The 24,902-nt window shown below is 49.8% G+C and carries 30 protein-coding genes and 1 tRNA gene; 19 read left to right on the top strand and 12 right to left on the bottom strand.

From position 1 onward, the window contains the following. Positions 1-83 precede the first annotated feature (83 nt). The 9 genes from L5462_RS02120 (at position 84) to L5462_RS02080 (ending at position 6,244) form a co-directional block, all read left to right on the top strand. Positions 84-1,412, top strand: coding sequence for a signal recognition particle protein Srp54 (locus L5462_RS02120; protein ID WP_237779188.1), 1,329 nt, complete (start codon positions 84-86; stop codon positions 1,410-1,412). Positions 1,413-1,438: 26 nt separating this feature from the next. Further along, positions 1,439-2,647, top strand: coding sequence for a tRNA pseudouridine(54/55) synthase Pus10 (locus L5462_RS02115; protein ID WP_237779187.1), 1,209 nt, complete (start codon positions 1,439-1,441; stop codon positions 2,645-2,647). Between the two features lie 188 nt (positions 2,648-2,835). Further along, a complete protein-coding gene (locus tag L5462_RS02110) occupies positions 2,836-3,126 on the top strand; it encodes a 50S ribosomal protein L21e (protein WP_013296488.1) in 291 nt (96 codons plus the stop codon). Positions 3,127-3,131: 5 nt separating this feature from the next. Then, positions 3,132-3,473 carry an RNA polymerase Rpb4 family protein gene (locus tag L5462_RS02105; protein ID WP_237779186.1) on the top strand — a complete coding sequence of 114 codons (342 nt, stop codon included), beginning with the start codon at positions 3,132-3,134 and terminating at the stop codon, positions 3,471-3,473. 39 nt (positions 3,474-3,512) lie between these two features. Further along, entirely contained in the window at positions 3,513-4,094 is a 582-nt protein-coding gene (locus L5462_RS02100) for a DUF655 domain-containing protein (RefSeq protein ID WP_237779185.1), read from the top strand. 26 nt (positions 4,095-4,120) lie between these two features. Continuing rightward, entirely contained in the window at positions 4,121-4,942 is an 822-nt protein-coding gene (gene rsmA, locus L5462_RS02095; RefSeq protein ID WP_237779184.1) for a 16S rRNA (adenine(1518)-N(6)/adenine(1519)-N(6))-dimethyltransferase RsmA, read from the top strand. Between the two features lie 99 nt (positions 4,943-5,041). Further along, positions 5,042-5,449 carry a hypothetical protein gene (locus L5462_RS02090; RefSeq protein ID WP_237779183.1) on the top strand — a complete coding sequence of 136 codons (408 nt, stop codon included), beginning with the start codon at positions 5,042-5,044 and terminating at the stop codon, positions 5,447-5,449. Beyond that, positions 5,446-5,649, top strand: coding sequence for a helix-turn-helix transcriptional regulator (locus L5462_RS02085; protein WP_237779182.1), 204 nt, complete (start codon positions 5,446-5,448; stop codon positions 5,647-5,649). The genes L5462_RS02090 and L5462_RS02085 overlap by 4 nt, the downstream gene beginning before the upstream one ends. A 1-nt stretch (position 5,650) precedes the next feature. Continuing rightward, on the top strand, positions 5,651-6,244 hold the full coding sequence (locus L5462_RS02080; RefSeq protein ID WP_237779181.1) for a HemK2/MTQ2 family protein methyltransferase: 594 nt from the start codon (positions 5,651-5,653) through the stop codon (positions 6,242-6,244). On the opposite strand, the gene dapF is transcribed toward L5462_RS02080, so the two are convergent. After that, on the bottom strand, positions 6,241-7,113 hold the full coding sequence (gene dapF / locus L5462_RS02075; protein WP_237779180.1) for a diaminopimelate epimerase: 873 nt from the start codon (positions 7,111-7,113) through the stop codon (positions 6,241-6,243). The two genes, L5462_RS02080 and dapF, sit on opposite strands and share 4 nt — an antisense overlap. 5 nt (positions 7,114-7,118) lie before the next feature. Continuing rightward, complete coding sequence (gene lysA, locus L5462_RS02070) at positions 7,119-8,405, bottom strand: diaminopimelate decarboxylase (RefSeq protein ID WP_237779179.1); 1,287 nt, start codon at positions 8,403-8,405, stop codon at positions 7,119-7,121. 84 nt (positions 8,406-8,489) lie between these two features. Here lysA and L5462_RS02065 point away from each other — a divergent pair, with 84 nt between their 5' ends. Beyond that, positions 8,490-8,897 carry an NUDIX domain-containing protein gene (locus tag L5462_RS02065; protein WP_237779178.1) on the top strand — a complete coding sequence of 136 codons (408 nt, stop codon included), beginning with the start codon at positions 8,490-8,492 and terminating at the stop codon, positions 8,895-8,897. A gap of 20 nt (positions 8,898-8,917) precedes the next feature. Here the strand turns inward: L5462_RS02065 and L5462_RS02060 are convergent, their stop codons facing one another. After that, positions 8,918-10,093 (bottom strand): acetylornithine transaminase, encoded by a 1,176-nt coding sequence (locus tag L5462_RS02060; protein WP_237779177.1) that lies wholly within the window; start codon positions 10,091-10,093, stop codon positions 8,918-8,920. 81 nt (positions 10,094-10,174) lie between these two features. Here L5462_RS02060 and L5462_RS02055 point away from each other — a divergent pair, with 81 nt between their 5' ends. Beyond that, a complete protein-coding gene (locus L5462_RS02055) occupies positions 10,175-10,600 on the top strand; it encodes a peptidylprolyl isomerase (protein ID WP_237779176.1) in 426 nt (141 codons plus the stop codon). Between the two features lie 17 nt (positions 10,601-10,617). Here L5462_RS02055 and L5462_RS02050 read toward each other — a convergent pair whose 3' ends face one another. Genes L5462_RS02050 through hisF form a run of 4 tightly spaced genes read right to left on the bottom strand, consistent with a single transcriptional unit; the run spans position 10,618 to position 13,450 of the window. After that, positions 10,618-11,127, bottom strand: a complete 510-nt coding sequence (locus tag L5462_RS02050) for a GAF domain-containing protein (protein WP_237779175.1) — start codon at positions 11,125-11,127, stop codon at positions 10,618-10,620. Continuing rightward, positions 11,120-11,623 carry a hypothetical protein gene (locus L5462_RS02045; RefSeq protein WP_237779174.1) on the bottom strand — a complete coding sequence of 168 codons (504 nt, stop codon included), beginning with the start codon at positions 11,621-11,623 and terminating at the stop codon, positions 11,120-11,122. The genes L5462_RS02050 and L5462_RS02045 overlap by 8 nt, the downstream gene beginning before the upstream one ends. Positions 11,624-11,673: 50 nt before the next feature. Next, on the bottom strand, positions 11,674-12,603 hold the full coding sequence (locus tag L5462_RS02040; protein WP_237779173.1) for a DNA glycosylase: 930 nt from the start codon (positions 12,601-12,603) through the stop codon (positions 11,674-11,676). A 7-nt stretch (positions 12,604-12,610) separates the two neighbouring features. Further along, positions 12,611-13,450, bottom strand: coding sequence for an imidazole glycerol phosphate synthase subunit HisF (gene hisF / locus L5462_RS02035; RefSeq protein ID WP_237779488.1), 840 nt, complete (start codon positions 13,448-13,450; stop codon positions 12,611-12,613). A gap of 133 nt (positions 13,451-13,583) precedes the next feature. On the opposite strand from hisF, the gene L5462_RS02030 reads away from it, so the two are divergent. The 4 genes from L5462_RS02030 to L5462_RS02015 all read left to right on the top strand — a co-directional run bounded on the left by L5462_RS02030 (position 13,584) and on the right by L5462_RS02015 (position 15,737). Further along, positions 13,584-13,659 (top strand) — tRNA-Arg (locus tag L5462_RS02030). 186 nt (positions 13,660-13,845) lie between these two features. After that, positions 13,846-14,178 (top strand): hypothetical protein, encoded by a 333-nt coding sequence (locus L5462_RS02025; protein ID WP_237779172.1) that lies wholly within the window; start codon positions 13,846-13,848, stop codon positions 14,176-14,178. Positions 14,179-14,449: 271 nt separating this feature from the next. Next, on the top strand, positions 14,450-15,001 hold the full coding sequence (locus L5462_RS02020; RefSeq protein ID WP_237779171.1) for a cysteine peptidase family C39 domain-containing protein: 552 nt from the start codon (positions 14,450-14,452) through the stop codon (positions 14,999-15,001). Positions 15,002-15,383: 382 nt separating this feature from the next. Next, positions 15,384-15,737 (top strand): hypothetical protein, encoded by a 354-nt coding sequence (locus tag L5462_RS02015; protein ID WP_237779170.1) that lies wholly within the window; start codon positions 15,384-15,386, stop codon positions 15,735-15,737. A 629-nt stretch (positions 15,738-16,366) separates the two neighbouring features. Here L5462_RS02015 and L5462_RS02010 read toward each other — a convergent pair. Beyond that, positions 16,367-16,882, bottom strand: coding sequence for an FmdE family protein (locus tag L5462_RS02010; RefSeq protein ID WP_237779169.1), 516 nt, complete (start codon positions 16,880-16,882; stop codon positions 16,367-16,369). A gap of 36 nt (positions 16,883-16,918) precedes the next feature. Continuing rightward, complete coding sequence (locus tag L5462_RS02005; RefSeq protein ID WP_237779168.1) at positions 16,919-18,673, bottom strand: helicase C-terminal domain-containing protein; 1,755 nt, start codon at positions 18,671-18,673, stop codon at positions 16,919-16,921. Positions 18,674-18,765: 92 nt separating this feature from the next. Here L5462_RS02005 and cobI point away from each other — a divergent pair, with 92 nt between their 5' ends. Continuing rightward, positions 18,766-19,464, top strand: coding sequence for a precorrin-2 C(20)-methyltransferase (cobI, locus tag L5462_RS02000; RefSeq protein ID WP_237779167.1), 699 nt, complete (start codon positions 18,766-18,768; stop codon positions 19,462-19,464). A 17-nt stretch (positions 19,465-19,481) separates the two neighbouring features. On the opposite strand, the gene L5462_RS01995 is transcribed toward cobI, so the two are convergent. Beyond that, positions 19,482-20,231 carry a V4R domain-containing protein gene (locus tag L5462_RS01995; RefSeq protein WP_237779166.1) on the bottom strand — a complete coding sequence of 250 codons (750 nt, stop codon included), beginning with the start codon at positions 20,229-20,231 and terminating at the stop codon, positions 19,482-19,484. A 123-nt stretch (positions 20,232-20,354) separates the two neighbouring features. On the opposite strand from L5462_RS01995, the gene L5462_RS01990 reads away from it, so the two are divergent. The 3 genes from L5462_RS01990 to L5462_RS01980 are packed head-to-tail and all read left to right on the top strand — an operon-like array spanning position 20,355 to position 22,524. Beyond that, positions 20,355-21,569, top strand: a complete 1,215-nt coding sequence (locus L5462_RS01990) for an FprA family A-type flavoprotein (protein WP_237779165.1) — start codon at positions 20,355-20,357, stop codon at positions 21,567-21,569. A gap of 5 nt (positions 21,570-21,574) precedes the next feature. Continuing rightward, on the top strand, positions 21,575-21,988 hold the full coding sequence (locus L5462_RS01985; protein WP_237779164.1) for a ferritin family protein: 414 nt from the start codon (positions 21,575-21,577) through the stop codon (positions 21,986-21,988). A gap of 2 nt (positions 21,989-21,990) precedes the next feature. After that, entirely contained in the window at positions 21,991-22,524 is a 534-nt protein-coding gene (locus L5462_RS01980; RefSeq protein ID WP_237779163.1) for a rubredoxin, read from the top strand. Between the two features lie 95 nt (positions 22,525-22,619). Here L5462_RS01980 and L5462_RS01975 read toward each other — a convergent pair whose 3' ends face one another. Together L5462_RS01975 and L5462_RS01970 are read right to left on the bottom strand one after the other, a co-directional pair. Continuing rightward, positions 22,620-23,411: a hypothetical protein gene (locus L5462_RS01975; protein ID WP_237779162.1), complete on the bottom strand. Its 792-nt coding sequence runs from the start codon at positions 23,409-23,411 to the stop codon at positions 22,620-22,622. 1 nt (position 23,412) lies between these two features. Then, positions 23,413-24,765 carry an FAD-dependent oxidoreductase gene (locus L5462_RS01970; protein ID WP_237779161.1) on the bottom strand — a complete coding sequence of 451 codons (1,353 nt, stop codon included), beginning with the start codon at positions 24,763-24,765 and terminating at the stop codon, positions 23,413-23,415. Positions 24,766-24,902: the final 137 nt, after the last annotated feature.

Genomic DNA, 24,902 nt, shown 5'->3' with positions numbered 1-24,902 from the left:
ACAGGATACGCTTTATAAAGGATCTTAATATATAAGTTGGCCCCAACAATAATTAATGATTACTGATCACTGCAGGTGAAACTATGCTTGGAAATCTGGGCAGGAGTCTCAGTAAAACTATGAAAAAACTGGCAGGGATGACCATAGTTGATGAGGAGGTCGTTAAGGAAGTCATCAAGGATATACAGAGGGCCCTGATCCAGTCTGACGTTAACATAAAGCTTGTATTCAATCTGTCAAAATCAATAGAGGAGCGGGCTCTTAACGAGGAGCCCCCCAAGGGGATAACACCCAAGGAGCACATCATAAGCATAGTCTACGAGGAGATGGTTAAGCTCCTTGGTGAAAGGTCCCATGAATTAAAGATAGAGGAGAAACCCTACAGGATACTCTTCCTGGGGCTCCAGGGGAGCGGTAAAACAACAACCATCGGTAAACTTGCAAGGTACCTGCGTAAGAAGGGTTTCACGGTGGGTGTGGTCTGTACAGACACCTGGAGACCCGCGGCCTTTGAACAGCTGAAGCAGTACACAGAGGGTCAGGATATCAGTGTCTACGGTGACCCTGAAAACAAAAACGCCCTTGAACTTGCAGAGAAGGGACTTGAAAGGTTTCAGAAAAAGGATGTTATCATATTCGACACCGCAGGAAGGCACAAGGAGGAGAAGGACCTTCTCAGGGAGATGGAGGAACTCTCAGCCGTCATTAAACCCCATGAGGCCATACTCGTAATTGATGGGACGATTGGCCAGCAGGCAAGGGAGCAGGCCCTTGCATTCAGGGAGGCCACAGATATCGGGTCAATAATCATTACAAAGCTTGATGGTTCAGCCAAGGGTGGAGGCGCCCTCTCAGCGGTTGCAGAGATTGGTGCACCCATCAGGTTCATAGGTACCGGTGAACGAATAGATGACCTGGAGGTCTTTGACCCTGAAAGGTTCATATCAAGGCTTCTTGGAATGGGGGACCTCAAAAGTCTCCTTGAAAAGGTTGAGGAGGTCTCAGATGAGGAGCTTGCTGAGGAATCCCTTGACGCCATACTATCAGGGAAGTTCACTCTGAAGGATATGAGGGTCCAGTTTGAGATGATGGGCAAGATGGGCCCCCTGCAGCAGGTCATGAGCATGCTCCCGGGTGTCGGGAAGCTCCCAAAGGATGCCACAAAGATGACTGAGGAGACCATAAGGAAGTACCTTATCATAATGGACTCCATGACAGAGGAGGAGCTGGAAAAACCTGATATAATCAAGCAATCCAGGATCCGGAGGATATCAAGGGGGTCAGGTACCCGGAACGAGGACGTCAAGGAACTTTTAAAGTACTACAGGGTAACAAGGAAGGCCATGAAGGGCCTTGGCAGGAGAAAGATGGGTGGCCCGATGGGTCAGCTGATGAGGCAGTTCATGAGGTAGATCTGATTTAAACCAGGAGAATGAAAATGGATGTTCAGGAAAGACTTGATGCCATCTTGGATACCACAGACTCAAGAATATGCCCCCACTGCCTTGGAAGACGTTTTTCTGATGTTCTGGAGGGTCCAGGAAATCGTCTGAGGGGTGAAAGGCTTGTTGAAAAATTTTCACTCCAGCTGGAAGGTCCCTGCAGGGTATGTGGTGATGTGTTTGAGAGGCTCGATGAGGCGGCCCTGATGGTCAGGGAGAAGGTGGACGGCCTCAACCTGGAGTACTCATCGGTTCTTGTGGGTACAAGGCTCCCTGATGATGTGCTCAGAATTGATGAAGAGATAAACAAGCGCCTTGGAATCCAGGTGGAGGGTGTCAAGAGGGAGGTGAACCGTGAACTCGGCAAGAGGGTCACCTCCATCCTCCACTGTGGCGTGGATTTTGAATCGCCGGACCTTGTGATAACGGTTGATCTGAGGGGGAAGATAAGGGTCCATGTTCAGATAAACCCCATCTTCATTGAGGGGCGATACCGTAAACTTGTCCGCGGGATACCCCAGACAAGGTGGCCCTGCAGGAGCTGCCGTGGGAGGGGATGCAGCAGGTGCGATTATACCGGTAAAATGTACTCCACCTCCGTGGAGGAGCTCATATCAGAACCAGCTCTTGAGGCAACAGGGGGACGTGACAGTAAGTTTCATGGCTCTGGCAGGGAGGATGTGGATGTGCGGATGCTTGGAACCGGAAGACCCTTTGTACTGGAGATTAGGGAGCCAGCAATCCGCACACCAGACCTCAGGGCACTGGAGGATGAGATAAACAGAAGAGCCAGGGGTATGGTTGAGGTGGCTGATCTGAGGTTCTCCTCAAGGAACAGAAAGGTGGAACTGAAGGAGTCATCCAGAAAAAAATACAAGGTCTACCGTGCCATTGTTGAACTCGAAGGTGCCGTGTCTGATGAGGACCTGGTAAAGCTTGAGAAACTTGACCTGATAAGGCAGAGGACGCCGCTGAGGGTTTCGCACAGAAGGGCTGACAGGATCAGGGAACGCAGGGTCCTTGAAATATCCTGGAAACGCCTTAACGGTCACCTGGAACTCATAATAAAGGCGGAGGGTGGACTGTACATAAAGGAACTGATCTCGGGTGATTCTGGACGTACAGAGCCCAGCGTGAGCAGTATTCTGGGTGTCCCTGCAAGGTGCGCCAGCCTTGATGTCCTTGAGGTCGGTGAGGCCGCATGAGATCCCCCTGACCCAAAAGACATGCCCTGTGATTATCTTCCCTTCAACTTGAGAGATCCCCCTGACCCTGAGGAAAAATATATATTTATGGAAATGTTAAATACAGAACTTATAAGTTTAGATGTCTGATTCTTGTAAGGTTTTAATGACTGTTACAAGCCATCACAGGCTTTTATGGAGGTTAAAAAATGAGAAGATCAAGAGGTTTCAGAAGTAAAACAAGACACAAGCTTCAGAAGGTTAAAAGGCCTGGAAGATCAAACCCGATAACAAGGAAGATCCAGAGCTTCAGTGAGGGTGACCTTGTACACATAATAATAGATCCGAGCATCCACAGGGGCCAGCCCCACCCCCGCTTCCATGGTAAAACAGGCCGTGTTGCCGGTATGATGGGCAGATCATATGTTGTGTCCATAAGGGATGGTAACAAGGAGAAACAGCTTGTTGTGAGGCCAGAGCACCTTCAGATGCAAGAGTGATTCCCATGATAGGGAAAAAGGTTCTGGAAAGTGAACCTGTTTCTATGGCAGAGGTTAAGGAGATACTTGAAAAATTCGGGGAAGAACATGAGCTCACCTACGAGCAGAACCTTGTCCTTGACCATGTAACCCGCTTTTCAAGGCTTGACCCTGAAACCAGCAGGAGTCTCATTGAGGAACTGATGGGTATCCCCAACCTGAAAAGGAGGCATGCTGTCAAGATCGCAGATATCATGCCTGTGGACCTATCTGACCTCCGTTTAATCTTTGCCAAGGAAAGGGTCCCAATAAAGGCAGAGGACCTGCCAGGCATACTCGAGGTAATAGATAAATACCGGGTCGAATAAAAATAATATCTGACCTGAAAAATTAGAGTATGTGATTTCATGGAAGAGTACGCTATCATACTGGATTACCTTCCACTTGGTTACGTTAGTGAAGGTTTCGGTACATTCAAGAAGAGGCCTGTTGCCCAGGCTCTGGGCAAGGACGAGTTCACCCTCCTTGAGTTAACACCCAGGCCAGATGTTGACCTTGAGATTCATGAGGAGGTCTACATAGGTAAGGGTAAAAGGGATAAGATAGCCAGGATAAACAGGAGACTCCGGCACAATGAACTCACAGCCACAGCCAGGGTTGAACTGCCCTACGTCATTGAGGAAATAATAAAGTCCAACGAGGACAGGTTCGTGCGTTTCTTCAATGAGGCGGGCCCCATAAGCACCAGGCTTCATCAGCTTGAACTTCTTCCAGGAATCGGTAAAAAGCGCATGTGGGATATCCTGAAGGCCCGTGAGGAAAAGCCCTTTGAGAGTTTTGAGGACATAAAGAACAGGGTCCCCATGCTATCAGACCCTGTCAAGCTCATCGTCAGGAGGGTCCTCATGGAACTGGACGTTGAGGGCGCCAAGCGGGGAAAAAGGAAGTACACAATATTCACAAGACCCCCCCAGAAGAAGAGGGACTGATTTTAACCTAATAACCAATTTATTTTATGACGGGACTCTACAGAGAGACAAGGGACGTTCTGAGGAAGTATGGTGTCAGGCTCAGAAGGAGTCTGGGGCAGAATTACCTTGTTGATGACGGTAAAAGGCAACGGATACTCAAATATGCCAATTTGGGGCCACATGATCATGTCTTGGAGATAGGGGCGGGCATAGGTACGCTGACACTCCCCATGGCAGAACTTGCAGGTCATGTCACTGCAATTGAGAGCGACCCCTTCATTGCAGGGATCCTTGCCGATAGAGTAAAAGGGGACAATGTGGATATCATTGTGGGTGACGCCCTTAAGGTTGATTTTCCAGAGTTCAATAAGGTGGTATCCAACCTTCCCTACCAGATATCATCCCCTGTAACCTTCAGGCTGCTAAGGCATGAATTCGAGCTGGGGGTCCTCATGTACCAGAGGGAGTTTGCTGCAAGGATGGTTGCAGAGCCGGGTACGAGGAATTACTCAAGGCTCTCTGTAATGTTGCACTTCCTTGCAGAGGTCAGGATAGTAGATTACCTCAAACCGGGCTGCTTTTTCCCGAGGCCCCGCGTTGACTCTGCGGTTGTGACCTTCAGACCCACTGGATTCAGGCTCCCTGCGCTTTTTGAGGATGTGTGCCGCGCCCTCTTCCAGCACAGAAAGAAAAAAACCTCCAAGTCGCTCAGGGAGTCATTCCACGAGATAAAGGTTGATCTGAACCTCAATGAGGTTCTGGATGTTCTTCCATCTGATATACTTGAGAAGAGGGTCTTTCAGCTGAAGCCAGAGGAGATACTTGAAATAGCAGAACGCATGGAGGACCTCTCAGGGGCCTCATGAGCATCATGGCCCCCCTGAAGTATGCCAACTATAGAAAAATATAAATATTATGTAAACTATTTTTTACATGGTGATTGTTTTGATAATAGCAAGACCCGAATGGTTTGGAAGAAGAAAGTATGGTGGCTGGGGAGTTCAGTTAAAACCTGGCAGGGCGCTGCATACCTGGCATCTGTGCTTCTCATCCTTATAGCGGTCCAGCTCCTCCCCCTCAGCACCATGGCAAGGACATACGTAACAGCAGCATGGCTCGTATTCCTATTCATTGACATGTTTGATGTTATGTGGAAGGTCAGGAGGGATGAAAGGGAATACATCCACGAGGCAGTAGCCGAGAGAAACGCGGCCTGGGCCATGATGCCAGTCCTTGTGGTGGGAATATTCATCGAACTCATATCAAGTTCCCTTAAGGGTGACCCCCATGTGGATCCCATCCCTGTGATTGCACTGGTTGCAGGGGTTATCGCCAAATCGGTGACAAACTATCGCCTGGAGAGGGAAAATTGAAAACCCTGATAAGGGAATACAGAAACAAGCTTGGACTGACCCAGGAGGAACTGGCAGAGATGGTGGGGGTTACAAGGCAGACCATAATAGCCCTTGAGAGGGGACGCTACAGCCCATCCCTCATCCTCGCCCACAGGATCACAAGGGCCCTCGGGGGGGAGCACATCGAGGATATATTCCTCCTTGATGAGGATGGTTGAAATGATAAGATACGGTGAGCTGAAAATCGAAACATGCCGGGACGTATATGAACCTGCAGAGGACACCTTCCTGCTTGCAGATAACCTTGATGTTGGAGAGGGTGAAAGTGTCCTTGAAATAGGCACCGGTACTGGGCTGGTTGCCATAAAGGCCTCAGAGAAGGCTGATGTGACTGCAACAGATATAAACCCCACTGCAGTAGAATGTGCCAGGAAAAACGCTGCCCTGAATGGTTCCAGGTTAAGGTTGCTCCATGGCGACCTCTTTGACCCTGTGAGGGGTGAGAAATTTGACGTTATACTCTTCAACACCCCATACCTACCTGTGGGTGAGGAGGATTTCACAGAGGACCCGATAGACCTTGCCTGGAATGGGGGGCCCGACGGGAGGAGGGTTATAGACCGCTTCCTGGATGATGTGGCTGAACACCTGAAGCCCGGTGGAAGAATCCAGCTCGTTCAATCCTCACTCTCAGACACCGAAAGGACGCTTGAAAGGCTCCGGACTCTGGGTTTTGATGCAGAGGTTACCGCAAGTGAAAGGTACTTCTTTGAGGAGATAGTCCTCATAAGGGCCGTTATGAATGAGGGCTAGGGATCCCTTATGAGTATCCCATCAAACACAAGGACCGCATCGCCCTCCATGTAGGCCCCCAGCTCTGTACCCTCCTGGTAGACGTCTATTTTCAGTTCACCTCCAGGTAGATGCACCAGGACACTGTCATCCAGTTTTTCAAGTTTAACCCCTGCAATCACACTGGCTGTGGCCCCTGTTCCACAGGCCATGGTTGGGCCGGCACCCCTCTCCCAGGTTACCATGATGATCTCAGATGGATCAACCACCTCAACAAAATGCACGTTGATCCTCTCAGGGAACAGGGGGTGATTCTCTATTGCGGGGCCAAGCCGCTCCAGGTCCACCGACCTGGCATCATCCACAAATATCACCGCATGGGGGTTCCCGACGCTCAGTGCTGTGAGCTTGATATCCTCACCCTCAACCGGGAGGAAACGGTCTATGAACTCACATTCCCCCACATCCATGGGTATCTGGTCCGTCTTGAATGTTGCGGTACCCATATCAACCCTTGAGGAGACCACTGAACCATCATCACCAACCTCAAGCTCCACGGTTTTGATGCCTGCAAGGGTTTCAACATCAAGTTTTCCCTTTCTCACAATGGCATTATCGTATACAAACTTTGAGAAGCACCTTATTCCGTTACCGCACATCTCTGCCTCGCTTCCATCGGCATTGAATATCCTGAACCGTATATCCCCCTCACCAGCTGCTGGCTGGACAAATATGACGCCATCGGCCCCAACAGAGAATCCCCTGGTGCATACCTCCCTGACGAATTCAGACTTTTTATCCTCAGGTATGCACTCCTGGGTGCTCTCATCTATAACCACATAGTCATTTCCAAGTCCATGCATCTTGGAGAACATTACCATCCTCGTCATTCTATCTACCTCTTAAGGAGCCTTGGAGGTATGGTCTGTCCTGATAGGAGATCAGCGAATGTCTCCCTCCTCCTTACAACCTCTGCATCACCATCCCTTACAAGCACCTCAGCCGGTCGTGGGCGGGAGTTGTACTGGGAGGCCATTGAGAAGGAATAGGCACCTGCATTCATGATGGCAAGGATGTCACCCTCACTGACCTCAGGCATGGGCCTGTCCCTTGCAAATAGGTCCCCTGATTCACACACATTCCCTGCTATGTCTATCTTCCCTGAGGGCTCAGCAAGGGGCCTGTCTGCAACCAGGATGTGGTGGTAGGAACCATACATGGCCGGCCTCAGCAGTGTGTTGAAGCCTGCGTCAACCCCTGCGAATTTCCTGTAACTCTCCTTTATGGTGTTAACGCGTGTTAGGAGATATGATGCATCCCCAACTATGTACCTTCCAGGTTCAAGGCACATCACAGGCTTTCCAAGGCCATAATCAGATAGTTTATCCTTAAAGAGGCACGTTATCCGTGATGCGAATTCATCGATGTCCAGTGGCTCCTCATCTGGAGTGTAGGGTATGCCAAGACCTCCGCCGAAGTCTATGAATTCAAATTCGACCCCTGTCTCCCCATGGACCCTTCCCGCGATATCCATGAGGGACTCAACTGCCAGCATGAAGGGCTCCGGGTCAAGTATTCCTGACCCTATATGGGCATGTATACCCACCGGCTTAAGGCCAAGGTCAAGTGCGAGACTGTAAACCTCCGGGGCCTCGCTTTCCATGATACCGAACTTGCTCATCTCCCCGCCGGTGATGCAGTGCTCATGGTGGCCTGCACCCACAAGGGGGTTGACCCTGAATGATACCTCAAGTCCCTCAGGGGCCATCTCCGCCAGCCTCAGAAGCTGTGACCTTGAATCAATATTGATCCTCACACCCGCTTCAAGTGCAAACTGCAGCTCATCATCCCTCACATTGTTGCCTGTGTAGAGGATCCTTTCAGGGTCAAAACCTGCCATGAGGGCGGTGTAGATCTCCCCCGGAGACACGGCATCGATTCCACTGCCCTCCTCCTCAAGTATCCTCATAACCGCGAGGTTGGTGTTGGCCTTACATGCGTAGAACACCTGGAAATCTGAATAGTTCCTGGAGAATGCCCTGTGGAGCCTCCTGTAATTGTCCCTTATTCTCATCTCATCGATAACATAGAGTGGGGTGCCGTATTCATCTGCCAGTTCAACTGCATCGGCGCCTCCAATCACAAGGTGTCCCTTATCGTTAACCTCAATATCAGAAAACATAATCGATGATCCTCCCAGATTAATTAATGAACCAATCAAATCTTTCATTCAACTGACTAATAAAAGTTCTTGGGATGTGAAAATATGAAACCATTCATACCGGTCGTTAGGGCCCTTATAAGGGGCGATGATGGTGTTCTCATTCTGAAAAGATCCCGTGATTCAGCAACAAATCCCTCAATGTGGGAGCTTCCCGGTGGAAAACCTGATGGTGGTGAAACACTGGATGAGGCGCTATCAAGGGAAGTTTATGAGGAGACAGGCCTTGAAATCAGGCCCATGCATGTTCTGGGTGCATTTGAGCAGGTTTTCCCGGAGAAGGTATCGGTCAACATTGTCTTCTCTACTGAGTTTAAAGGGGGTGTTCCGAAAATCAGCAGTGAACACGAGGACTGGTGCTGGTTCACTGGTGGTGAAATGGAATTTTCACCCTGGCTCCGCGAATTTAAAAATGAAAATCCATGGCTTTTTGGGCACCCCAAACCTCGATGACACCCCTTAAACCATGAAACTTACTGAACCTCGGCGATGACCTGTCCGAGGACATCGACCGCTGCATCTATCTCCTCCTTCTTTATGACAAGTGGAGGAACCAGCCTTATCACATTGCCCGCAGTGCAGTTTATCAGCACCCCCATTTTCCTTGCCTCGTCAACGACCCTGCTGCAGTCGCCATCAAGTTCTATCCCGATCATGAGGCCCACGCCACGGATGTCCCTCACAGAATCACAGCCCTGCAGAACCTGCCTGAGCCTTGCCATGAAATAGGAACCCATCCTGGCTGCCCTCTCAGGGAGCTTCTCATCCAGTAAAACCTCAATGGTTGCTATGGCAGCTGCGCATCCCAGCGGGTTCCCCCCGAATGTTGATCCATGGTCTCCTGGTTTGAATGCAGATGCAACCCTTTCATCTGCAAGCACGGCGCCTATGGGGTATCCTCCACCCATGGCCTTTGCAACCGTGGTGATGTCAGGTCGCACATCAAATAGCTCCGATGCAAACATTGCCCCGGTCCTTCCAAACCCTGTCTGCACCTCATCGAGTATGAGGAGAACATCGTTCTGCCTTGCAAGTTCCCCCACGTCCCTCAGGTAGCCCTCAGGGGGAACGATAACACCGCCCTCGCCCTGCACGGGTTCAAGTATTATGGCTGCCGTGTCATCTCCTATGGCATCTGCCATTGCACCCAGGTCCCCGTAGGGGACGTGTTTGAATCCCTCTGGCAGCGGCCTGAATGGTTCGCTGTACTTCTTCTGTCCCGTGGCGGTTACAGTTGCAAGGGTCCTTCCATGGAAGGAGTTCTCCGCGGCTATTATCTCAGATTTTCCTGTGAACTTTCTTGCAAGTTTTATGGCCCCCTCATTTGCCTCAGCACCGCTGTTTGCAAAGAAAACCCTGTCATGGGGGGATATCCCTGTGAGGAGCTTTGCAAGTTCCGCCTGCTCCCTGGTATAGTATATGTTGGATGAGTGGATGAGCCTCTGGGCCTGGTGACAGATTGCAAGGGCAACCTTTGGGTGGGCATGTCCAATGCTGTTAACAGCAACACCAGCAAAGCAGTCAATGTAGGAGTTACCATCAATATCCCATACAGTGGCGCCCTTGCCATGGGAGAGTACAATGGGCTGCCGCGTGTAGGTCTGCATGATAAATTTTTTTTCAAGTTCAATTACTTCCTCTGAATCCATGATATCACCGGAACCTATATGGTGGACTTATATTAATCTTGAACCTAAAAGGATAATAAATATGTATGTTATGGTGGTTAAATGAAAAGGGCTGTTATTGAAACCGTTAAGGGAGAAATAGAGCTTATCCTCTTCCCTGAGGATGCCCCGAATACAGTTGCCAATTTTGAGAAACTTGCAAACACCGGCTTCTATGATGGACTCACATTCCACAGGGTAATACCGGACTTTGTGATTCAGGGGGGCTGCCCGGTGGGTGATGGTACCGGTGGTCCGGGTTACACCATAAAGTGTGAGATAAACCCCAATAAACACGTGAAGGGGGCCCTCTCAATGGCCCACGCAGGGAGGGACACCGGTGGTAGTCAGTTCTTCATAACACTCTCCCCCCAGCCTCACCTTGATGGGGTTCACACAGTCTTCGGCCGGGTTGTGCAGGGCATGGATGTTGTTGAATCAATAGAGAGGGGCGACCGGATGCTGAAGGTCAGGGTCTATGACGAGTGAGGATTCCCTGGAGGGTTCTATCTGAGGGGTATCTCGCCACGGTAGAACCTTCTAAGGACCCCGGCGTAGGCCTCTGCGATCTCCTCAGCCACCCTGAGGTGGCCCTCATTGTAATTTTCAGGGGGATCTGCTGCCACTATCTGCCCTAGGATCCCCTCATCATCCTTCACCGCCACGGATAGGAACCTTGAAACCTTTATGTGCCCCTCTGGTATCCCGTGGGCTGCAGGGTGTCCTGCCGGGTTGTTGGTGAAGAATGACTCCCCTGTATCAAGGGAGTAACCCAGGAGCCCCCCGTATCTCCCGCTTTTCGGTAGCCTGAACCTTGCCTCACCCAGCTCCTCATAGTAGCTGCAGTAATCGGTCAGGTGGGAAAACCTTATACCAACACTGTCCCCATTTTCAGGGTCAACGTAGGCCACATAGCAGTACCTGCTTCCTGTTCTCATTTTTATTTCATCAAAGACAATATCAGAGGCTTCCTTAACTGACGAAACAGATTTCAGTCTTTCATTCAGATCATTCATCATGGCCCTCCAGTGCCCTTATATACCTGTAGAATGGGTGCCCGGGTCGAACCCTGTCCAGGACCCTGCCACGCACCTCATAAAGGGGGTACCTTCCCCCATCAGTTATGACAGCGGCGCCATCCAGTCCCTCAACCCTGAGGATCCTGGAGCCAACCATCACCTCATGGCCCACCCTGAGGCCAGAGGTACTATCCCTGATGATTATGTATCCCCCCTTATTCCTGATTATCTTAATGTTGGTCCCCCCAGTCTTATCCCTTATCCTTAAGAGCACACGTTCATCATAGTTCTCGCCGAGTCCCTTCACCTGTCCTGTGAGTTCCTCCTCAAGGGCTGAGGTGAGACGCATCCATGCCTCAACCTCCCTGCAGCCTATCCTGTCCCTTGTTGACCTCTGGGGACACTTCCAGCAGTATTTTTCATCCAGGACCCTTCTGAGTTCCCTGAAAGATTTCCCTGCGGCCCTCCTGAACTCATCAATAACATCCTTCATCTTAAAGATCCCCAGGCGCAAGCTCCTTAGGAGAGCATTTGATCCTCATCTTAACCCCTGAGTTTTTCAAGTAGCCCCGACCTCCTTGCATGGTTGAATAGGTATAGCTGGACGTAACCCGCCATTTCACCGTACTCTCGGGCTGCAAATTCAGCAATCCCCCTGGCACTGAAGTTCCTCTCAGGGTAGAGGTGGTTCATTATCCTCCTCACCCATACGTCAACAGGGAACGCCTCGGTCTTCCTGAACCCATAGAGGAGTATGCAGTCAGCCACCTTCGGGCCAACCCCTGGCAGTTCAAGGAGGACCTCCCTGGCGTCCTGATAGTCCATCCTGTGGATTTCGCTGATATCAAGTTCCTCAGAGAGTATCCTTGAGGTCTCCCTTATGTAGGGGGCCCTGTAGCCCACCCCACATGATCTGAGGTCAGTGAACCTGAAATCATCAGGGAGCTTATCCTCACGCCTCTGAAGGTCCTCAAGTGATTCCTCCTCAACCCCTGCAAGGGTGGCGGGTGAGGGAAAGGTGTAGAACCTCTCCCCCCTGAATACGTGGCAGTCACCCCAGCCCCTTTTGATATCATCCACTGCCCTTGTCCATCTCTTAATGGAGCAGTTGGCGGAGGCTATGGAGGAGATTATGCACTCAAATTGATCCTTTGCAAGGAATAACCTCAGGCCCCCTGATGATTGGATAGTATCTGAGAGCCCCTTATCCTCAAGAAAACTGTATAAATCTTCAATTTCAAATTTAAGGTCAAATATATACTCTATCTTCTTCTTTAAAGGTTTTCTGGGGACTTCAGAGTAGGGGTTCACCCTGAGGACTTCATCCTCAACCCTCACCTCCACAGGGCATGGCACTCCCTCGATTATGAGGAGCTCCCTGAAGGCGCCGTCAACCCTTCTCCATGGTGGCTGGGATGTCTGGCCACTCTCCTGTGTCAGTTCAAGGTCAAATTCCCTTACAGGTATATCCATGTATAGTTTAACCCCGTTTTTCCTGTAGTCTCACCGGGATACCCCTTGAATGAAGGTACTCCTTCACAGCAGGGACCGGATACTCGTTGAAGTGGAATATGCTTGCAGCGAGGGCCGCGTCTGCCTTTCCATCTGTGAAGGCCTCGTATATGTGCTGGGGGTTTCCCACTCCCCCTGATGCTATGACAGGTATGTCCAGGTTCTCGCTCATGGTCCTTGTGAGTGGAATGTCATAGCCCTCCTTCGTGCCGTCCCGGTCCATGGATGTGAGGAGTATCTCCCCTGCCCCCCTCTCCTGGCACTCCATTGCCCAGTTTATGGCGTCTATCCCTGTGAACTCCCTTCCACCGTATATGCTGCACTCGTACCAGCAGTAGCCGTCATCAACTTCTATTATGAATCTCTCATCTGATTCCCGGGGGTTTTCAATGTATCTCCTCTTGGCATCTATTGCCACGACACATGCCTGGGACCCCACGAGTTTTGATGCCTCACTGATGAGTTCAGGGTTTTTTATTGCCGCCGTGTTTGTTGAGCACTTATCTGCGCCGGCCTTCAGCATCTTAACGTAGTCCTCTGGTTTCCTTACGCCTCCCCCCACACATATGGGCACGAAGACGTTCTCGGTGGTTGCCTCTATCACATGGGTCATGGTCTCCCTTCTCTCATGGGAGGCTGTTATGTCAAGGAAGACTATCTCATCGGCACCATCCTCGTAGTAGCGGGTTGCAAGTTCCACAGGGTCCCCCGCATATCTTATCCTCTTGAATTCAACGCCCTTCACGACCCTGCCATGCGGAACCTGGAGGTCGCAGTCAAGACATGGTATTATCCTCTTTGCAAGCATTTCAATCGCCACTGGCCCATTAAGATTCCTGAAACTTTATGTATATCTAAAGGGTACCCTCTATAAATCTGTGGTGGTGTACGGCTATGAGAAAATATTTAAATGGTTAAGTTTAAATAGAGAAGTGTCTGTAGGGCCCGTAGTCTAGCCTGGAATATGACGTGGGACTTCGGATCCCAAGGTCGGGGGTTCAAATCCCCCCGGGTCCGTGTTTCATTTGGTTCTGAATTTATACAATAAGAATTATAAGCCTAATCATTTATTCTACAGCCCATTCATAGGCTATCAAGTAATTATCTAGTTCACAGGTATCATCGCGATGGGTAATATGGTGGGTTTTAATGAAATCAGAGGAGAGTTATTTTGTAAGTATGGCTGGAATGGTGATTGTTTTCATGTCAACACTCCTAATCCTATTCTCAGGGGGCATCCCGGCGAGCGGACTCTTTCAAATCATCTATCAGCGGCTGAACACAGCCCTGTTTTACCTGCTGCTCAATCTGCTCCTGCTAAGTTTCCTGAAGGCATGGTGGGGGGAGAACTGGCCACCATGTCTCCTATCACTTGCCATCATCAACATCACAGGTATCACCTATTCAACACTCATGGATATCAGTTTAACCAAAGGCACAATAGAGAGCCTATGGTCAGCCATTCTCCCAGCCGGAATAATCAACATCATCCCAGAACCCCTCAAACACAAAAGAACCCAAAAAAAGAGGGGATGAAAAAATAAATTAAATAAATCATCAACACCCGGGTCCATATCCACCAATTAACAGTATCCCCAAAGCTGTACCAGAAAAAAAGGGGGGATATAAAGGGTTCCCTAAGACAAAGCAGGAAAAACCGATGACCCCGATGATCGCCAGGTGACAGGAAAGCAACCCCCCAGAAGAATCCTTTCCCATCAACGTGAATAATACATTAAAAGTGAACCGTAATATATATATGAGTTTTTCTTATAGGTTTATTATCAATTTATGGTGGTGATGATGGATGAGAAAGTCGTGTCTTTGGGGTTTGCTGATCCTCCTCACACTCACGGTATCCTTTAACGCTGCTGCGGCCGCAGAAACCCCACAGGATAACAACAACCCCACCGATCCCATGGAACTATCCACAGCAGATAACCCTGAAGGGAACTTCACGGATCCAGCAGAGTTCACCATAGACGATAACATCACAGCCGACACCACAGGAGTGGTTATGCAGACCAGGAACTACACCTGCGGGCCGGCAGCACTCGCCACACTACTCCAGAACCTCAGAATAAACACAACCGAAGACGAACTCGCAGACCTCGCCGAAACCACAGAAGACGGAACAACAATGCAGGGACTCATCAAAGCAGCAAAGGCAAAAGGCGTGAACCTCATTGGAGTGAAACTCAACATCACTGAACTCCGCGGGAACATGATCGCCTATACAGTGAGCTGCGGCGAGGGACACTACACCCTCATCAGGGAAGTCACCAGCAACACCGTTAAACTCGCAGACCCCACACAGGGAAACATAGAAATACCACTGGAAGAATTCCAGAAAATCTAAACAGGCTACACCCTCACAACCACCAACCAAACAGAAACAACTGAAAACACAACAGAACCAGAAAATCAGACAAACCCAGAAAACCAAACAGAACCCCATATAAAAACAGAAAAAATCCTAAGCACCGCGGAAATGCAAAACATCAAAGGTAAAAACTGGAAGTATAGACTGAAGAAGAAGGGTAAATGGCATGGTGAGGAGTTTAACTGGTGGAAGGTTTATTACTGGGTTGCTGTTGCCGGGACAGTGTATGGGGGTCCTTGGGGCAAAGCGGGTGCCCTTTATCTCATCTTTGAACCTTCAGAAGGGCGTTATTATCGTACACATTGTGGGTGGTGGTATTAAAGTACCGCCATTCCTCCTTATTCAGGAGGTTTTATAAATGTCATTTGATGAAAGAAGGTTTTTAGGCCTATTCACGGTTTTGATGGTAATTTCATTCCTTTATGTGTTGGATGTCCATGGAGCCTCAGAGTTCATGGTTTTTCTCTTGATGCTTACCATGCTCTCCCTCTATGGTTATAGAACTTCAAACCAGCACAATAGAGGGCAGCTTAAAATTTTTGTTGAAACGGTCCTAACAGCACTCCTCCTCTACATCATACTGGTACTTCAACCAGCGCTAAACACCTTAAACTGGTATGTTGCCATCATATTACTGACAACACTCCTCCTGATCAACACACCCCAACTGAAAAACCTCCTAAGAACCAACAGTAAAAACAAAGAGACATAGAGTATCTTTTTGGATGCTAAGACCCTAACTTATATAAATTGTTGAGGTAGAAGGGTGGCTTCATTGTGAAGATATTTGGAAAGTAGATTTCGATGGGTTCCGGGATTACAGTGAAAGCTAAATGGTCTGGTACCATCACGAGGGTATAGATTTGCATCATAATGGGGCCTCCCTATTCATTGATAGGTGGTGATTTAGGTGCAACGTGCATATGTACTCATGGCTGGGGTTATATTGCTCCTTTTTCCCTGGATGCTGAGCAGAAATTCAGGTTTCCTTCTGGGCCTGGCATTCGCCATCTTCACGGGACTCGTTATCGCACGCCTCAGTAAGCCTGCTGAAGAAAAGACCAACATGATAATATCAGCAGTATCCTGTTACACAATCCTGGTCATGCTGCAGGCTCTTAGAGGTTTTCCATTAAATTCGTGGACATTGCTGTTCACAGCAGGGTCATTTTTCCTCTCACTGATCCTCATGCAAACAGGAAGCATTCTAAAGAGCACCCCAGTAAACATTTAATTTCTGGGAAGCCAATGCTGAGACGAGGTAATCCATTTAACGTTTTTTTTATATCTGGATGATCATCTGGTGGAACTGAATATAACCTAATGATAAAAAATAAAATTTTAGGCCCTGAAACATGGGATGCAGACTATTTCACCATTCTTTATTCTTGCCCTGTGCTCTGAAACCGGTTCTCCGCATTCAGCGCATCTCACCGATCCATAGATCCTCGCCTTCTCTGGAATCTCCTCCACCACATCGGTGACATCAAAGAGTTCATGGGGGTCCATTTCAAGTATCCTGTCTGTCATCTCAGCCCTGTCAGCAACTCCCAGTTCATCCATGAGTTCATCAATGGTCTTTTTAAGGGATATCCTTATTCCCTCACCTGTTTTTCTGTTCAGGAACGTGTAGACATGTTTTCCATGGTCCCTGAATATCAGGTTTCCCTTACCGAATGTGCACCCTGTCATGAACTGGACAGAGTCTATGCTGCAGCTGTCGTTCTCAACAACCGCCACTATCTCCTCATCCTCTGATTTTCCAAATCTCTCTGCCACGATCTTTCCAACCATGTATCCAAGGGCTGTTCCTGCACAGGAATGCCCATGAAATTTGACTATGTCACTATAATCCATTAAACCACCTTTTAGAATCTATCATATGAAATAAATTTATTCATTGACTATGGCCTCCTTGAAGAACTCAGGGAGGAGCGACCTGTAGAGGGGGCTTCTGAAGAGCATCTCTATGTTACCGTCCAGTATGTAGGTGTAGCATGAGTCGTCATGTGCTCTCATTCCACGCCCATATGCCTGCATCAGTGTCATTATTGTCTTGTAGGCGTACCACCTCTGGTCCATCCTCTGCCTCCTGTTCACCTGCTTATCCCCAAGGTAGGGGAAGGGTATCTTGTAGATCACCTGGAAACGGCACTTATCATAGGGCAGGTCAACGCCCTCACTCATTGATGGGCTCACAAGGACCAGTGGTTCAGTGGAGTCCTCAAAGTATCTTAGAACGGCCTCCCTGTTGGATGCCCTGTGGTCGATGAGTCTCCTGTTTGGTATGTTCTCCATTATGAACCTCTGGCAGCGGTAGTTGTGTGTATGTATGAGTCCCTTATCGTTTCTGTGCCTCTCAAGGATTCTGTTCAGTATGGGGATGGTCTCAGGGGCCGTCTGCTTTATCCGGTTCCTTGACATTTTTCCGGCTATCTTCAGTTCTATGGGCCTTCTTGATGCCGGGAATGGGCTGTCGACCCTTACTATGTAGGCCTCATCGGGCTTTATACCCAGCCACTGGCAGAAGAGCCTCTCATTCAGTATTGTGGCGCTCATGAAGAGGCATGATTCAGAGTAGGAGAAGAGGCGGTCATGTGCATAGTGATGGACCCTGAGGGGTTTGAATGAAACCGACTCACCGTCGGAATCAATAACCCAGTTTTTTGGTTCATCCTCAAGGCTCATTTTAAGTTCCGAGAGCCTCTTGATGGTCCTCTTTATCCTGTCCCTCCTCTTCCTGGGCAGTGATTCCAGTTCAAGGTCACCGTAGTGGTCGGCTATGGCCTCAACCTGGAGGATCCACTCAGCGGGGTCATCCTCCTGCATCATGCTGGAGGGTATTGTCCTCTTAATGTCCTTTCTGAGGCGCCTGTTGGATATTGTGACCTCCAGTCGCTTCATGAGTTTATCCTCGATGTTGTGGGCCTCGTCAAGTATCATGAGGTTCCTCCTGTCAAAGTGGCCCACGTAGTTCAGTTCAAGGAATGCGTAGTCATAGTTCATGAGGGTTATGGGGCTGTTTATGGCCTCTGCCTTCTGTTCCCAGTAGTGGCAGTGCTCATCTGTCCTGAAGAATACCCTGTTGCCATATGAGTCCTGGAATGCCTCCTCTCCGAGGAGTGTTTCCCCCCTCACAACACCGTAGGGGCAGTGGAAGTTCTCTGATGAGGGGGTTGTCTGGCAGGTTCCCATGTCACAGGTGGACTCCAGGTCGTCGTTGCGGCAGAGGAAGTTGCCCCTCCCCTTCACAACCGGGAACCCGAATTCAGTGGCATACTGGTCCTGGAGCTGTTTTGTCATTGTGAGGATGTATGCAGGCTGGTAGATGCCTGCAAGGGTGCATGCTATTGCCGATTTTCCAGTGCCTGTACCTGCCTCGAGTATAACGTAGCGGTAGCCATCCTCAAGTGCCTGGTAGATGTCGTTTATGATATCAAGCTGCCCTGGTCTTGGCTGTGGAAAGGGGAAGTTCTCTATGATTTCGACGGGTATGTGGGGATACCTCTTCTGGAGGTCCTCGTTGATGGAATCTGACTTCTCATCGGATTTTATGAGTTTCCTGAAGAACGAAAGGCGCCCACTGCCCCTGCATGTGCAGTTATCCCTCATCATTCCACAGTCGGGACAGAAAAGTGGGTTTTCCATGGGGTCTATTTAAGGGTGAGGAACTATATAAGTTTAGAGAGTGCCACTGAAAACAAATTCATTGTCTGCAGAATGATTATCAGGTGTTTCTAATGAATGGAAAACTCATAGGTGTGGGTGTTGGGCCCGGTGACAGTGAACTTTTAACCATAAGGGCCCTGAAGGTTTTAAGATCGGTTCCAGTTATATGCGCTCCCCGTTCGTCATCTGAAAGGGACAGCATAGCCCTTTCAATTGTGAAGGATGTTTTAAGTGAACGTGATGATGATTACAGGATAATTGATCCTGTATTTCCCATGACTGATGATAGGGAGGAGCTTGAAAGGCACTGGGATGAGGCTGCCCGCCTGGTTTCAGGGAAACTTGCCTCAGGAATGGACGTTGCATTTATAACTCTGGGTGACCCCTCCATTTACAGCACCTTCAGTTACCTTCAGAGGCGGATTGAGGATATGGGCTTTGAGACAGAGATGGTGCCGGGTGTGACATCATTCACAGCATGTGCAGCAAGTGCAGGTACGGCTATTGTGGAGGGTGATGAGATCCTTGTTGTGGTGCCAAGGGTTGATGAACGCTTCAGAAGCATAATTGAAAACGTTGATGCCTGCGTTATAATGAAGACCTCCCGTCATGGGAGGCGCGCCAGGGAGGTTGTGGAGTCCGACCCCCGGGAGAGGGATGTTGTGTCTGTGGAGAACTGCAGTATGGATGATGAGGTGGTTGAGAGGGGCTTCCCGTCACAGGGGAGGTACCTTGCAACCACCATAGTGAGGTTCAGGGGCAACAAGTAGCCGTTGAACCGGGAACATCATGGATTTATCAGGAATGAGCACCTCTCATCCCCCCTTGCATAGCATTCTGTCTCCTGTATTTCAACATCAGAATTGAAGTATCTGCCAAAGACGGCCTCAAGTATTCCTGAGTCCAGGGCACAGGCGGATTCCCCGATATCAGGGAGCAGACCACATTCAAAGCAGTCGTAGGCCCTGATTACAAGTGGATCAGTGCTTTCCACCTTCAGGGTCCCCAGCCGGTTTATCCTCCAGAATCTTCTGAGGTTTTCAAGGAGATCCTCAAGGTTTCCCGCCCTTAAAGTGGGGTATATGACCTCCCCTATCTTCAATCCCACCTCGTGGAGAATGGGGTCGATGTTTATACCTTCCTTTATGAGTTCAACCCGGAGCACATGGAACATCAGCCTGAAGAAGTCAATTGGATCCCCCACTGATGTCAGATGCTCTGCAAGAAACTCTGTTTTTTCCTCATCCAGTTCTCCAAGCTTTTTTCTTCTGAGTTTACCCAGGTACCTTGAGTTTATTGAGAAGACCTTTATCCTCCTATCTGCCGGGTCCGGCCTTTCAACTATGAGGCCTGCCATTCTGAGATCCGAGAGGTGCTTTGATACCGTGGACTTGGATTTCCCGGTTATTCTGACTATATCCTGAAATCTGAGTTCCCTCTTCATGAGCTCTGACAGTATAAGTGATTTGACGGGACTCTCGATTACCTCTATTCCCCTATCTGTTGCAAATATTGTGAACTGCTGTCTTTCCCTCATTGAGCAGAGTTATGTTTCACCACCCATAAAATTGTTTCACTACCATAGAACAGAAAAGATTATATATTAGTTCGTAGATTATAGTACATTCGATGATATACGAATTGAATATCCGGTGATAAGATGAAGGCCGCAGCAAAAAGAATATCCGATGGAGTATACTGGACTGGAGTCCTGGACTGGGATCTTAGAAACTACCATGGATACACCCTCCAGGGCACCACATACAACGCCTACCTTGTCTGTGGAGATGATGGGGTTGCACTCATAGACAACTCCTACCCCGGCACCTTTGATGAGCTCATGGCGAGGGTCGAGGACGCCCTGAAACAGGAGAAAATGGACGGAATTGACTACATAGTCCAGAACCACGTTGAAAAGGACCACAGCGGTGTCCTGGTGGAACTCCACAGAAGGTTCCCTGATGCCCCCATATACTGCACCGAAGTGGCTGTTAAGGGGCTCCTGAAACACTACCCTGCCCTCAATGGAGCGGAATTCAGGACCGTGAAAACAGGTGATGTACTTGAGCTTGGCGGGAAGACACTGACATTCCTGGAGGCCCCGCTGCTCCACTGGCCAGACAGCATGTTCACCCTCCTTGCTGAAGATGGTATACTCTTCTCAAACGACGCCTTTGGACAGCACCTCTGCCACCCCCAGCGCCTTGACAGGGAGATACCAGAATACGTCCTCATGGATGCTGCCAGGAAGTTCTATGCAAACCTTATAACCCCACTCTCAAAGCTGGTCCTCAAAAAATTCGATGAAGTTAAGGAGCTGGGGCTTCTAGAGAAGATGCATATGATTGCCCCATCCCACGGGCAGATCTGGACAGACCCCATGAAGATCATAGAGGCCTACACAGGCTGGGCCACCGGTATGGTGGATGAGCGGGTCACGGTGATCTACGACACCATGCACGGGTCAACCAGGAAAATGGCACATGCCATAGCAGAGGGAGCTATGAGCGAGGGGGTCGATGTAAGGGTCTACTGTCTCCATGAGGATGAACGGAGCGAGATCGTTAAGGACATACTTGAAAGTGGTGCCATAGCACTTGGAGCCCCCACCATATACGACGAGCCCTACCCAAGCGTTGGAGACCTCCTCATGTACCTGAGGGGCCTCAAATTCAACAGAACCCGCACCAGGAAGGCCCTTGTATTCGGGTCAATGGGTGGAAATGGTGGGGCCACAGGAACCATGAAGGAGCTTCTTGTGGAGGCAGGATTCGATGTTACTTGCGAGGAGGAAGTGTACTACGTTCCCACAGATGATGAACTCGACGCCTGCTTTGAGGCCGGAAGAAAACTTGCAGCTGAAATCCGGAGGTGAGTGACATGAACGAAAACAGGACAGGCATATGCAGGGGTACTGAGATCGAGAAGGTGGTTGATGCCAACTTCAGAGGGGAATGCGCTGAGGTTGGCATGTACCTTGCAATGGCAAGGCAGGCCCAGAGGGAGGGCCTCCCTGAGGTGGCAGAGGCCCTCAGAACCATAGCCCTCGAGGAGGCTGAGCATGCCGCCAGGTTTGCAGAGCTCAATGGCGTAATCAGAGACAATCTCAAGGAGAACATCGAGATGATGCTTGAGGGTGAAGAGGCTGCCAGCAGGGAAAAGGGTGAGGCGGCCCTAAGGGCCACGGAGTGTGGTGTTGATGAGGCCCGTGACTTCTTCCATGAGAGCTCAAGGGATGAGGGAAGGCATGCCCGTATGCTCAGGGGCATTCTTGAGAGGTACTTCAAGGGATAGATATGTACGTCTGCAGGATATGCCAGTACCAGGTCCCTGACAGGGAGTTCAGCGAACTTGAGGATGGCTGGGTCTGCCCCCAGTGCGGTGTGGGCAGAGACGAGTTTGAGCACACATCCGATTCATCATCCCCTGAGCAGCCATTCATGCTCATGTTCAGGGCCATCACAGAGAGCCTCTGGAAGGTCCTCGGCAATGGTTCCCAGGGAGTCACGAGAGAGATGGGCTTCGTACTGGCAGAGATCATTGACCCTGAGGATCCTGTAAAATCAACAGCGGAATACTTCCTCAACCATGGATTCGCGGCATCCATCGAGTGCTCTGAAGGAGAGAAGCATGTTATGGATGTGAAAAACTGCAGGTTCTATGGTTTCTGCCGCTCCCTTGAGGATGATGGAGTTACAGTATCCACCTGCCCCTATGCAAACACCGCTGCAGCGGCCCTTGAGATCTCCACAGGATACAGGTACAGGATAAGGAGGCTGCCAGGGAAATACGGTCACGTTATCGAACTTTCAGGGATATCAAAAAAATAGAGGCTACCTAGATTCAGCCCGCTCATCCCCCCAATTTTTTCTTATCCTGGTTGAGAAGGATAAAACAGAATTATGAATATACATTAAAAATAAAATCAGAGACCTGTGCTATTTTTATCATTATCATAAAGGTTGGCGTAGGGTGGTTCAGCCGCAATTTCCCCGAGTATCCTCTCTGCAATTTCAAGTGATCTTTCACTACCCTCAACCAGTATGTAAAATGCCCCCTCGGCACCGCAGACTCCTCCAGCTGCAACCGGCTCTGCAGATGCACCTGTTAAAAGTTCCAGGGCATCCACCTCAGTGAATACCCTTCCTGGTATGGGAAGCATCCCGGGCCCACCGGCAGCTGCTGAGTTGAGTTTGAGTGCAATAGCATCAAGGTCGCCGGGTATTATCTTCTCAAGGCCCACGGGTATTATGAGCCCTGTTTTTCTCCCCACCGCGGCCTGGAGTGCAGCAAGCACCGTGCCCCCCATGGGGTGGCCTATGTAGACAGCGGCCCTTCCTGATCGATAGTCAAGGGCGTTGGCACCCTTGAGTACGAGGTCCCCCCTTCCAAGTTCGTCTGCAACATCAAAGATTTCAAGACCACGCTCCCATCTGCCGTCTCTGATAACGACGTCACCTGGAAAATCTGTGCCCATGCGCCCCATCTCATCCTTCATGATGGTTAAAGGGACCGTTATACCCCTGTGAAAGCCCCTTCTATCGAATCCATCTTCACCGATTCCTGCCAGGATCTCCTCTGCTATGTAGCCATTGGTTGTCCCTGCGATTATAACAAGGGTCCCCTCCTCAAGAACCCTCTCAACCTCTGGGTGTCGAAGCATTCCCCTGGCGATCAGGCGTTTACCCGCCGCAGGGGTTATGAGAAACTGCTTCATTTCAATCATCCTGCTTGCTGTTCACCCTTTTGAGTTTTTCACAGGCGGCCTCCGCTGCAAGGATTATTGGGTCGATGACCATTGAAACGGGGGGTGCATACGAAAACTCGGTCCATGCAAGATCTGAACATGTGAGTCCCTGTGATATGGCAAGTGACATGGTGTCAACCCTTTCAGCCACCCTCTCCTTTGCAACCATCTGGCACCCGATTATCCTTCCCTTAAGGTCACATATCATCTTCACATCAATCCTCTCGGCGCCGGGATAGTATCTGGCCTTTGTAAGGGCCCTCTTCTTTCCTGAGACCACCTTTATCCCGCTCTGGAGTGCCATGACCTCTGTGAGTCCAACAGCACCAAACTCGAGTTCACCTATCTTTGATACCATAGCGTTGAGAACCGGCCTGAAGGTTGCATCAAGACCCACGATGTTCCTTGCAGCCACCCGGGCCTGTCTCACAGCAGTTGAACCCAGGGGTGACTGTGTCCTGAAGCCTGTCACGGCATCGTAGACCTCAACGCAGTCCCCTACGGCGTAAATGTCGGGTACGCTTGTCTGCATCCTCTCATTGACCCTGACCGCCCACTGTCCAAGTTCGCATCCCGCCATCCGGGCAAGTTTTGTCTCTGGCCTCACCCCTGTTGCGAGGACCACCAGGTCGGCCTCAATGCACTCATCTCCCACAGCAACCGCCTCGACCCTTCCGTCTCCGGTTATCCTCTCAAGTGCCTTTCCAAGGACAACCCTTATCCCCTTCTCCTCAAGGTACTCCTGTACTATGGCTGCCATGTCAGGGTCCAGGGAACGGGGGACGATCTGTGGCAGCATCTCTGTCACGGTAACTTCAAGCCCCATTTTCAGAAGACCATATGCTATCTCAAGACCTATGAGTCCTGCGCCCACCACCACAGCCTTTTTACTCTGTGAGGCCCATTCACTTATCCTCTCACCATCTGCGAGCGTCCTTATGGTGAACACTCCCTCAAGGTCAACCCCCTCAACCGGTGGTATGAATGGGGAGCCCCCGGTTGCAAGGACAAGGACGTCGTAGGGTATTTCATGGCGTTTACCATCCTTCACATAGGTCACGGTTTTTTTATTGGGGTCAACCTCTTCCACCTCGGTTTCTGTGAGGATATCTATGTTGCGTTCCCTGTAGTCCTCTGGCTGGTGCATCACTATATCATCAAAGCACTCAACCTCCCCGCACATAACGTAGGGTATTGCGCAGGGTGAATATGCCACGTGCTTATCACGGGTTATAACAGTTATCTCTGCATCCTTATCATATTTTCTTATGTTTGAGGCCGTTGAAAGTCCTCCGGCCCCTCCTCCAACTATAACAACTCTCATTTATCCCTTTCTCCCTCAGAGTTATCACTTATGGTTTTATTTTTTATCTCATAAATAACTCAGATATATTTATAAATTTGAATATATGAATAGATTTCAGTGCACTGGTCTATGTCACAGAAACTGTAAAGAGGACC

The organism is Methanothermobacter sp. K4 (assembly GCF_022014235.1).
Classification (GTDB): domain Archaea; phylum Methanobacteriota; class Methanobacteria; order Methanobacteriales; family Methanothermobacteraceae; genus Methanothermobacter.
This window is presented reverse-complemented; position numbering and strand designations above follow the sequence as displayed.

Bases quoted from the DNA above. Each gene is read 5' to 3' on its own strand.
- L5462_RS02120 (WP_237779188.1), top strand. From the start codon at position 84: ATGCTTGGAAATCTGGGCAGGAGTCTCAGTAAAACTATGAAAAAACTG.
- L5462_RS02115 (WP_237779187.1), top strand. From the start codon at position 1,439: ATGGATGTTCAGGAAAGACTTGATGCCATCTTGGATACCACAGACTCA.
- L5462_RS02110 (WP_013296488.1), top strand. From the start codon at position 2,836: ATGAGAAGATCAAGAGGTTTCAGAAGTAAAACAAGACACAAGCTTCAG.
- L5462_RS02105 (WP_237779186.1), top strand. From the start codon at position 3,132: ATGATAGGGAAAAAGGTTCTGGAAAGTGAACCTGTTTCTATGGCAGAG.
- L5462_RS02100 (WP_237779185.1), top strand. From the start codon at position 3,513: ATGGAAGAGTACGCTATCATACTGGATTACCTTCCACTTGGTTACGTT.
- rsmA (WP_237779184.1), top strand. From the start codon at position 4,121: ATGACGGGACTCTACAGAGAGACAAGGGACGTTCTGAGGAAGTATGGT.
- L5462_RS02090 (WP_237779183.1), top strand. From the start codon at position 5,042: ATGGTTTGGAAGAAGAAAGTATGGTGGCTGGGGAGTTCAGTTAAAACC.
- L5462_RS02080 (WP_237779181.1), top strand. From the start codon at position 5,651: ATGATAAGATACGGTGAGCTGAAAATCGAAACATGCCGGGACGTATAT.
- dapF (WP_237779180.1), bottom strand. From the start codon at position 7,113: ATGACGAGGATGGTAATGTTCTCCAAGATGCATGGACTTGGAAATGAC.
- lysA (WP_237779179.1), bottom strand. From the start codon at position 8,405: ATGTTTTCTGATATTGAGGTTAACGATAAGGGACACCTTGTGATTGGA.
- L5462_RS02065 (WP_237779178.1), top strand. From the start codon at position 8,490: ATGAAACCATTCATACCGGTCGTTAGGGCCCTTATAAGGGGCGATGAT.
- L5462_RS02060 (WP_237779177.1), bottom strand. From the start codon at position 10,093: ATGGATTCAGAGGAAGTAATTGAACTTGAAAAAAAATTTATCATGCAG.
- L5462_RS02055 (WP_237779176.1), top strand. From the start codon at position 10,175: ATGAAAAGGGCTGTTATTGAAACCGTTAAGGGAGAAATAGAGCTTATC.
- L5462_RS02050 (WP_237779175.1), bottom strand. From the start codon at position 11,127: ATGAATGATCTGAATGAAAGACTGAAATCTGTTTCGTCAGTTAAGGAA.
- L5462_RS02045 (WP_237779174.1), bottom strand. From the start codon at position 11,623: ATGAAGGATGTTATTGATGAGTTCAGGAGGGCCGCAGGGAAATCTTTC.
- L5462_RS02040 (WP_237779173.1), bottom strand. From the start codon at position 12,603: ATGGATATACCTGTAAGGGAATTTGACCTTGAACTGACACAGGAGAGT.
- hisF (WP_237779488.1), bottom strand. From the start codon at position 13,450: ATGCTTGCAAAGAGGATAATACCATGTCTTGACTGCGACCTCCAGGTT.
- L5462_RS02025 (WP_237779172.1), top strand. From the start codon at position 13,846: ATGTCAACACTCCTAATCCTATTCTCAGGGGGCATCCCGGCGAGCGGA.
- L5462_RS02020 (WP_237779171.1), top strand. From the start codon at position 14,450: ATGAGAAAGTCGTGTCTTTGGGGTTTGCTGATCCTCCTCACACTCACG.
- L5462_RS02015 (WP_237779170.1), top strand. From the start codon at position 15,384: ATGTCATTTGATGAAAGAAGGTTTTTAGGCCTATTCACGGTTTTGATG.
- L5462_RS02010 (WP_237779169.1), bottom strand. From the start codon at position 16,882: ATGGATTATAGTGACATAGTCAAATTTCATGGGCATTCCTGTGCAGGA.
- L5462_RS02005 (WP_237779168.1), bottom strand. From the start codon at position 18,673: ATGGAAAACCCACTTTTCTGTCCCGACTGTGGAATGATGAGGGATAAC.
- cobI (WP_237779167.1), top strand. From the start codon at position 18,766: ATGAATGGAAAACTCATAGGTGTGGGTGTTGGGCCCGGTGACAGTGAA.
- L5462_RS01995 (WP_237779166.1), bottom strand. From the start codon at position 20,231: ATGAGGGAAAGACAGCAGTTCACAATATTTGCAACAGATAGGGGAATA.
- L5462_RS01990 (WP_237779165.1), top strand. From the start codon at position 20,355: ATGAAGGCCGCAGCAAAAAGAATATCCGATGGAGTATACTGGACTGGA.
- L5462_RS01985 (WP_237779164.1), top strand. From the start codon at position 21,575: ATGAACGAAAACAGGACAGGCATATGCAGGGGTACTGAGATCGAGAAG.
- L5462_RS01980 (WP_237779163.1), top strand. From the start codon at position 21,991: ATGTACGTCTGCAGGATATGCCAGTACCAGGTCCCTGACAGGGAGTTC.
- L5462_RS01975 (WP_237779162.1), bottom strand. From the start codon at position 23,411: ATGAAGCAGTTTCTCATAACCCCTGCGGCGGGTAAACGCCTGATCGCC.
- L5462_RS01970 (WP_237779161.1), bottom strand. From the start codon at position 24,765: ATGAGAGTTGTTATAGTTGGAGGAGGGGCCGGAGGACTTTCAACGGCC.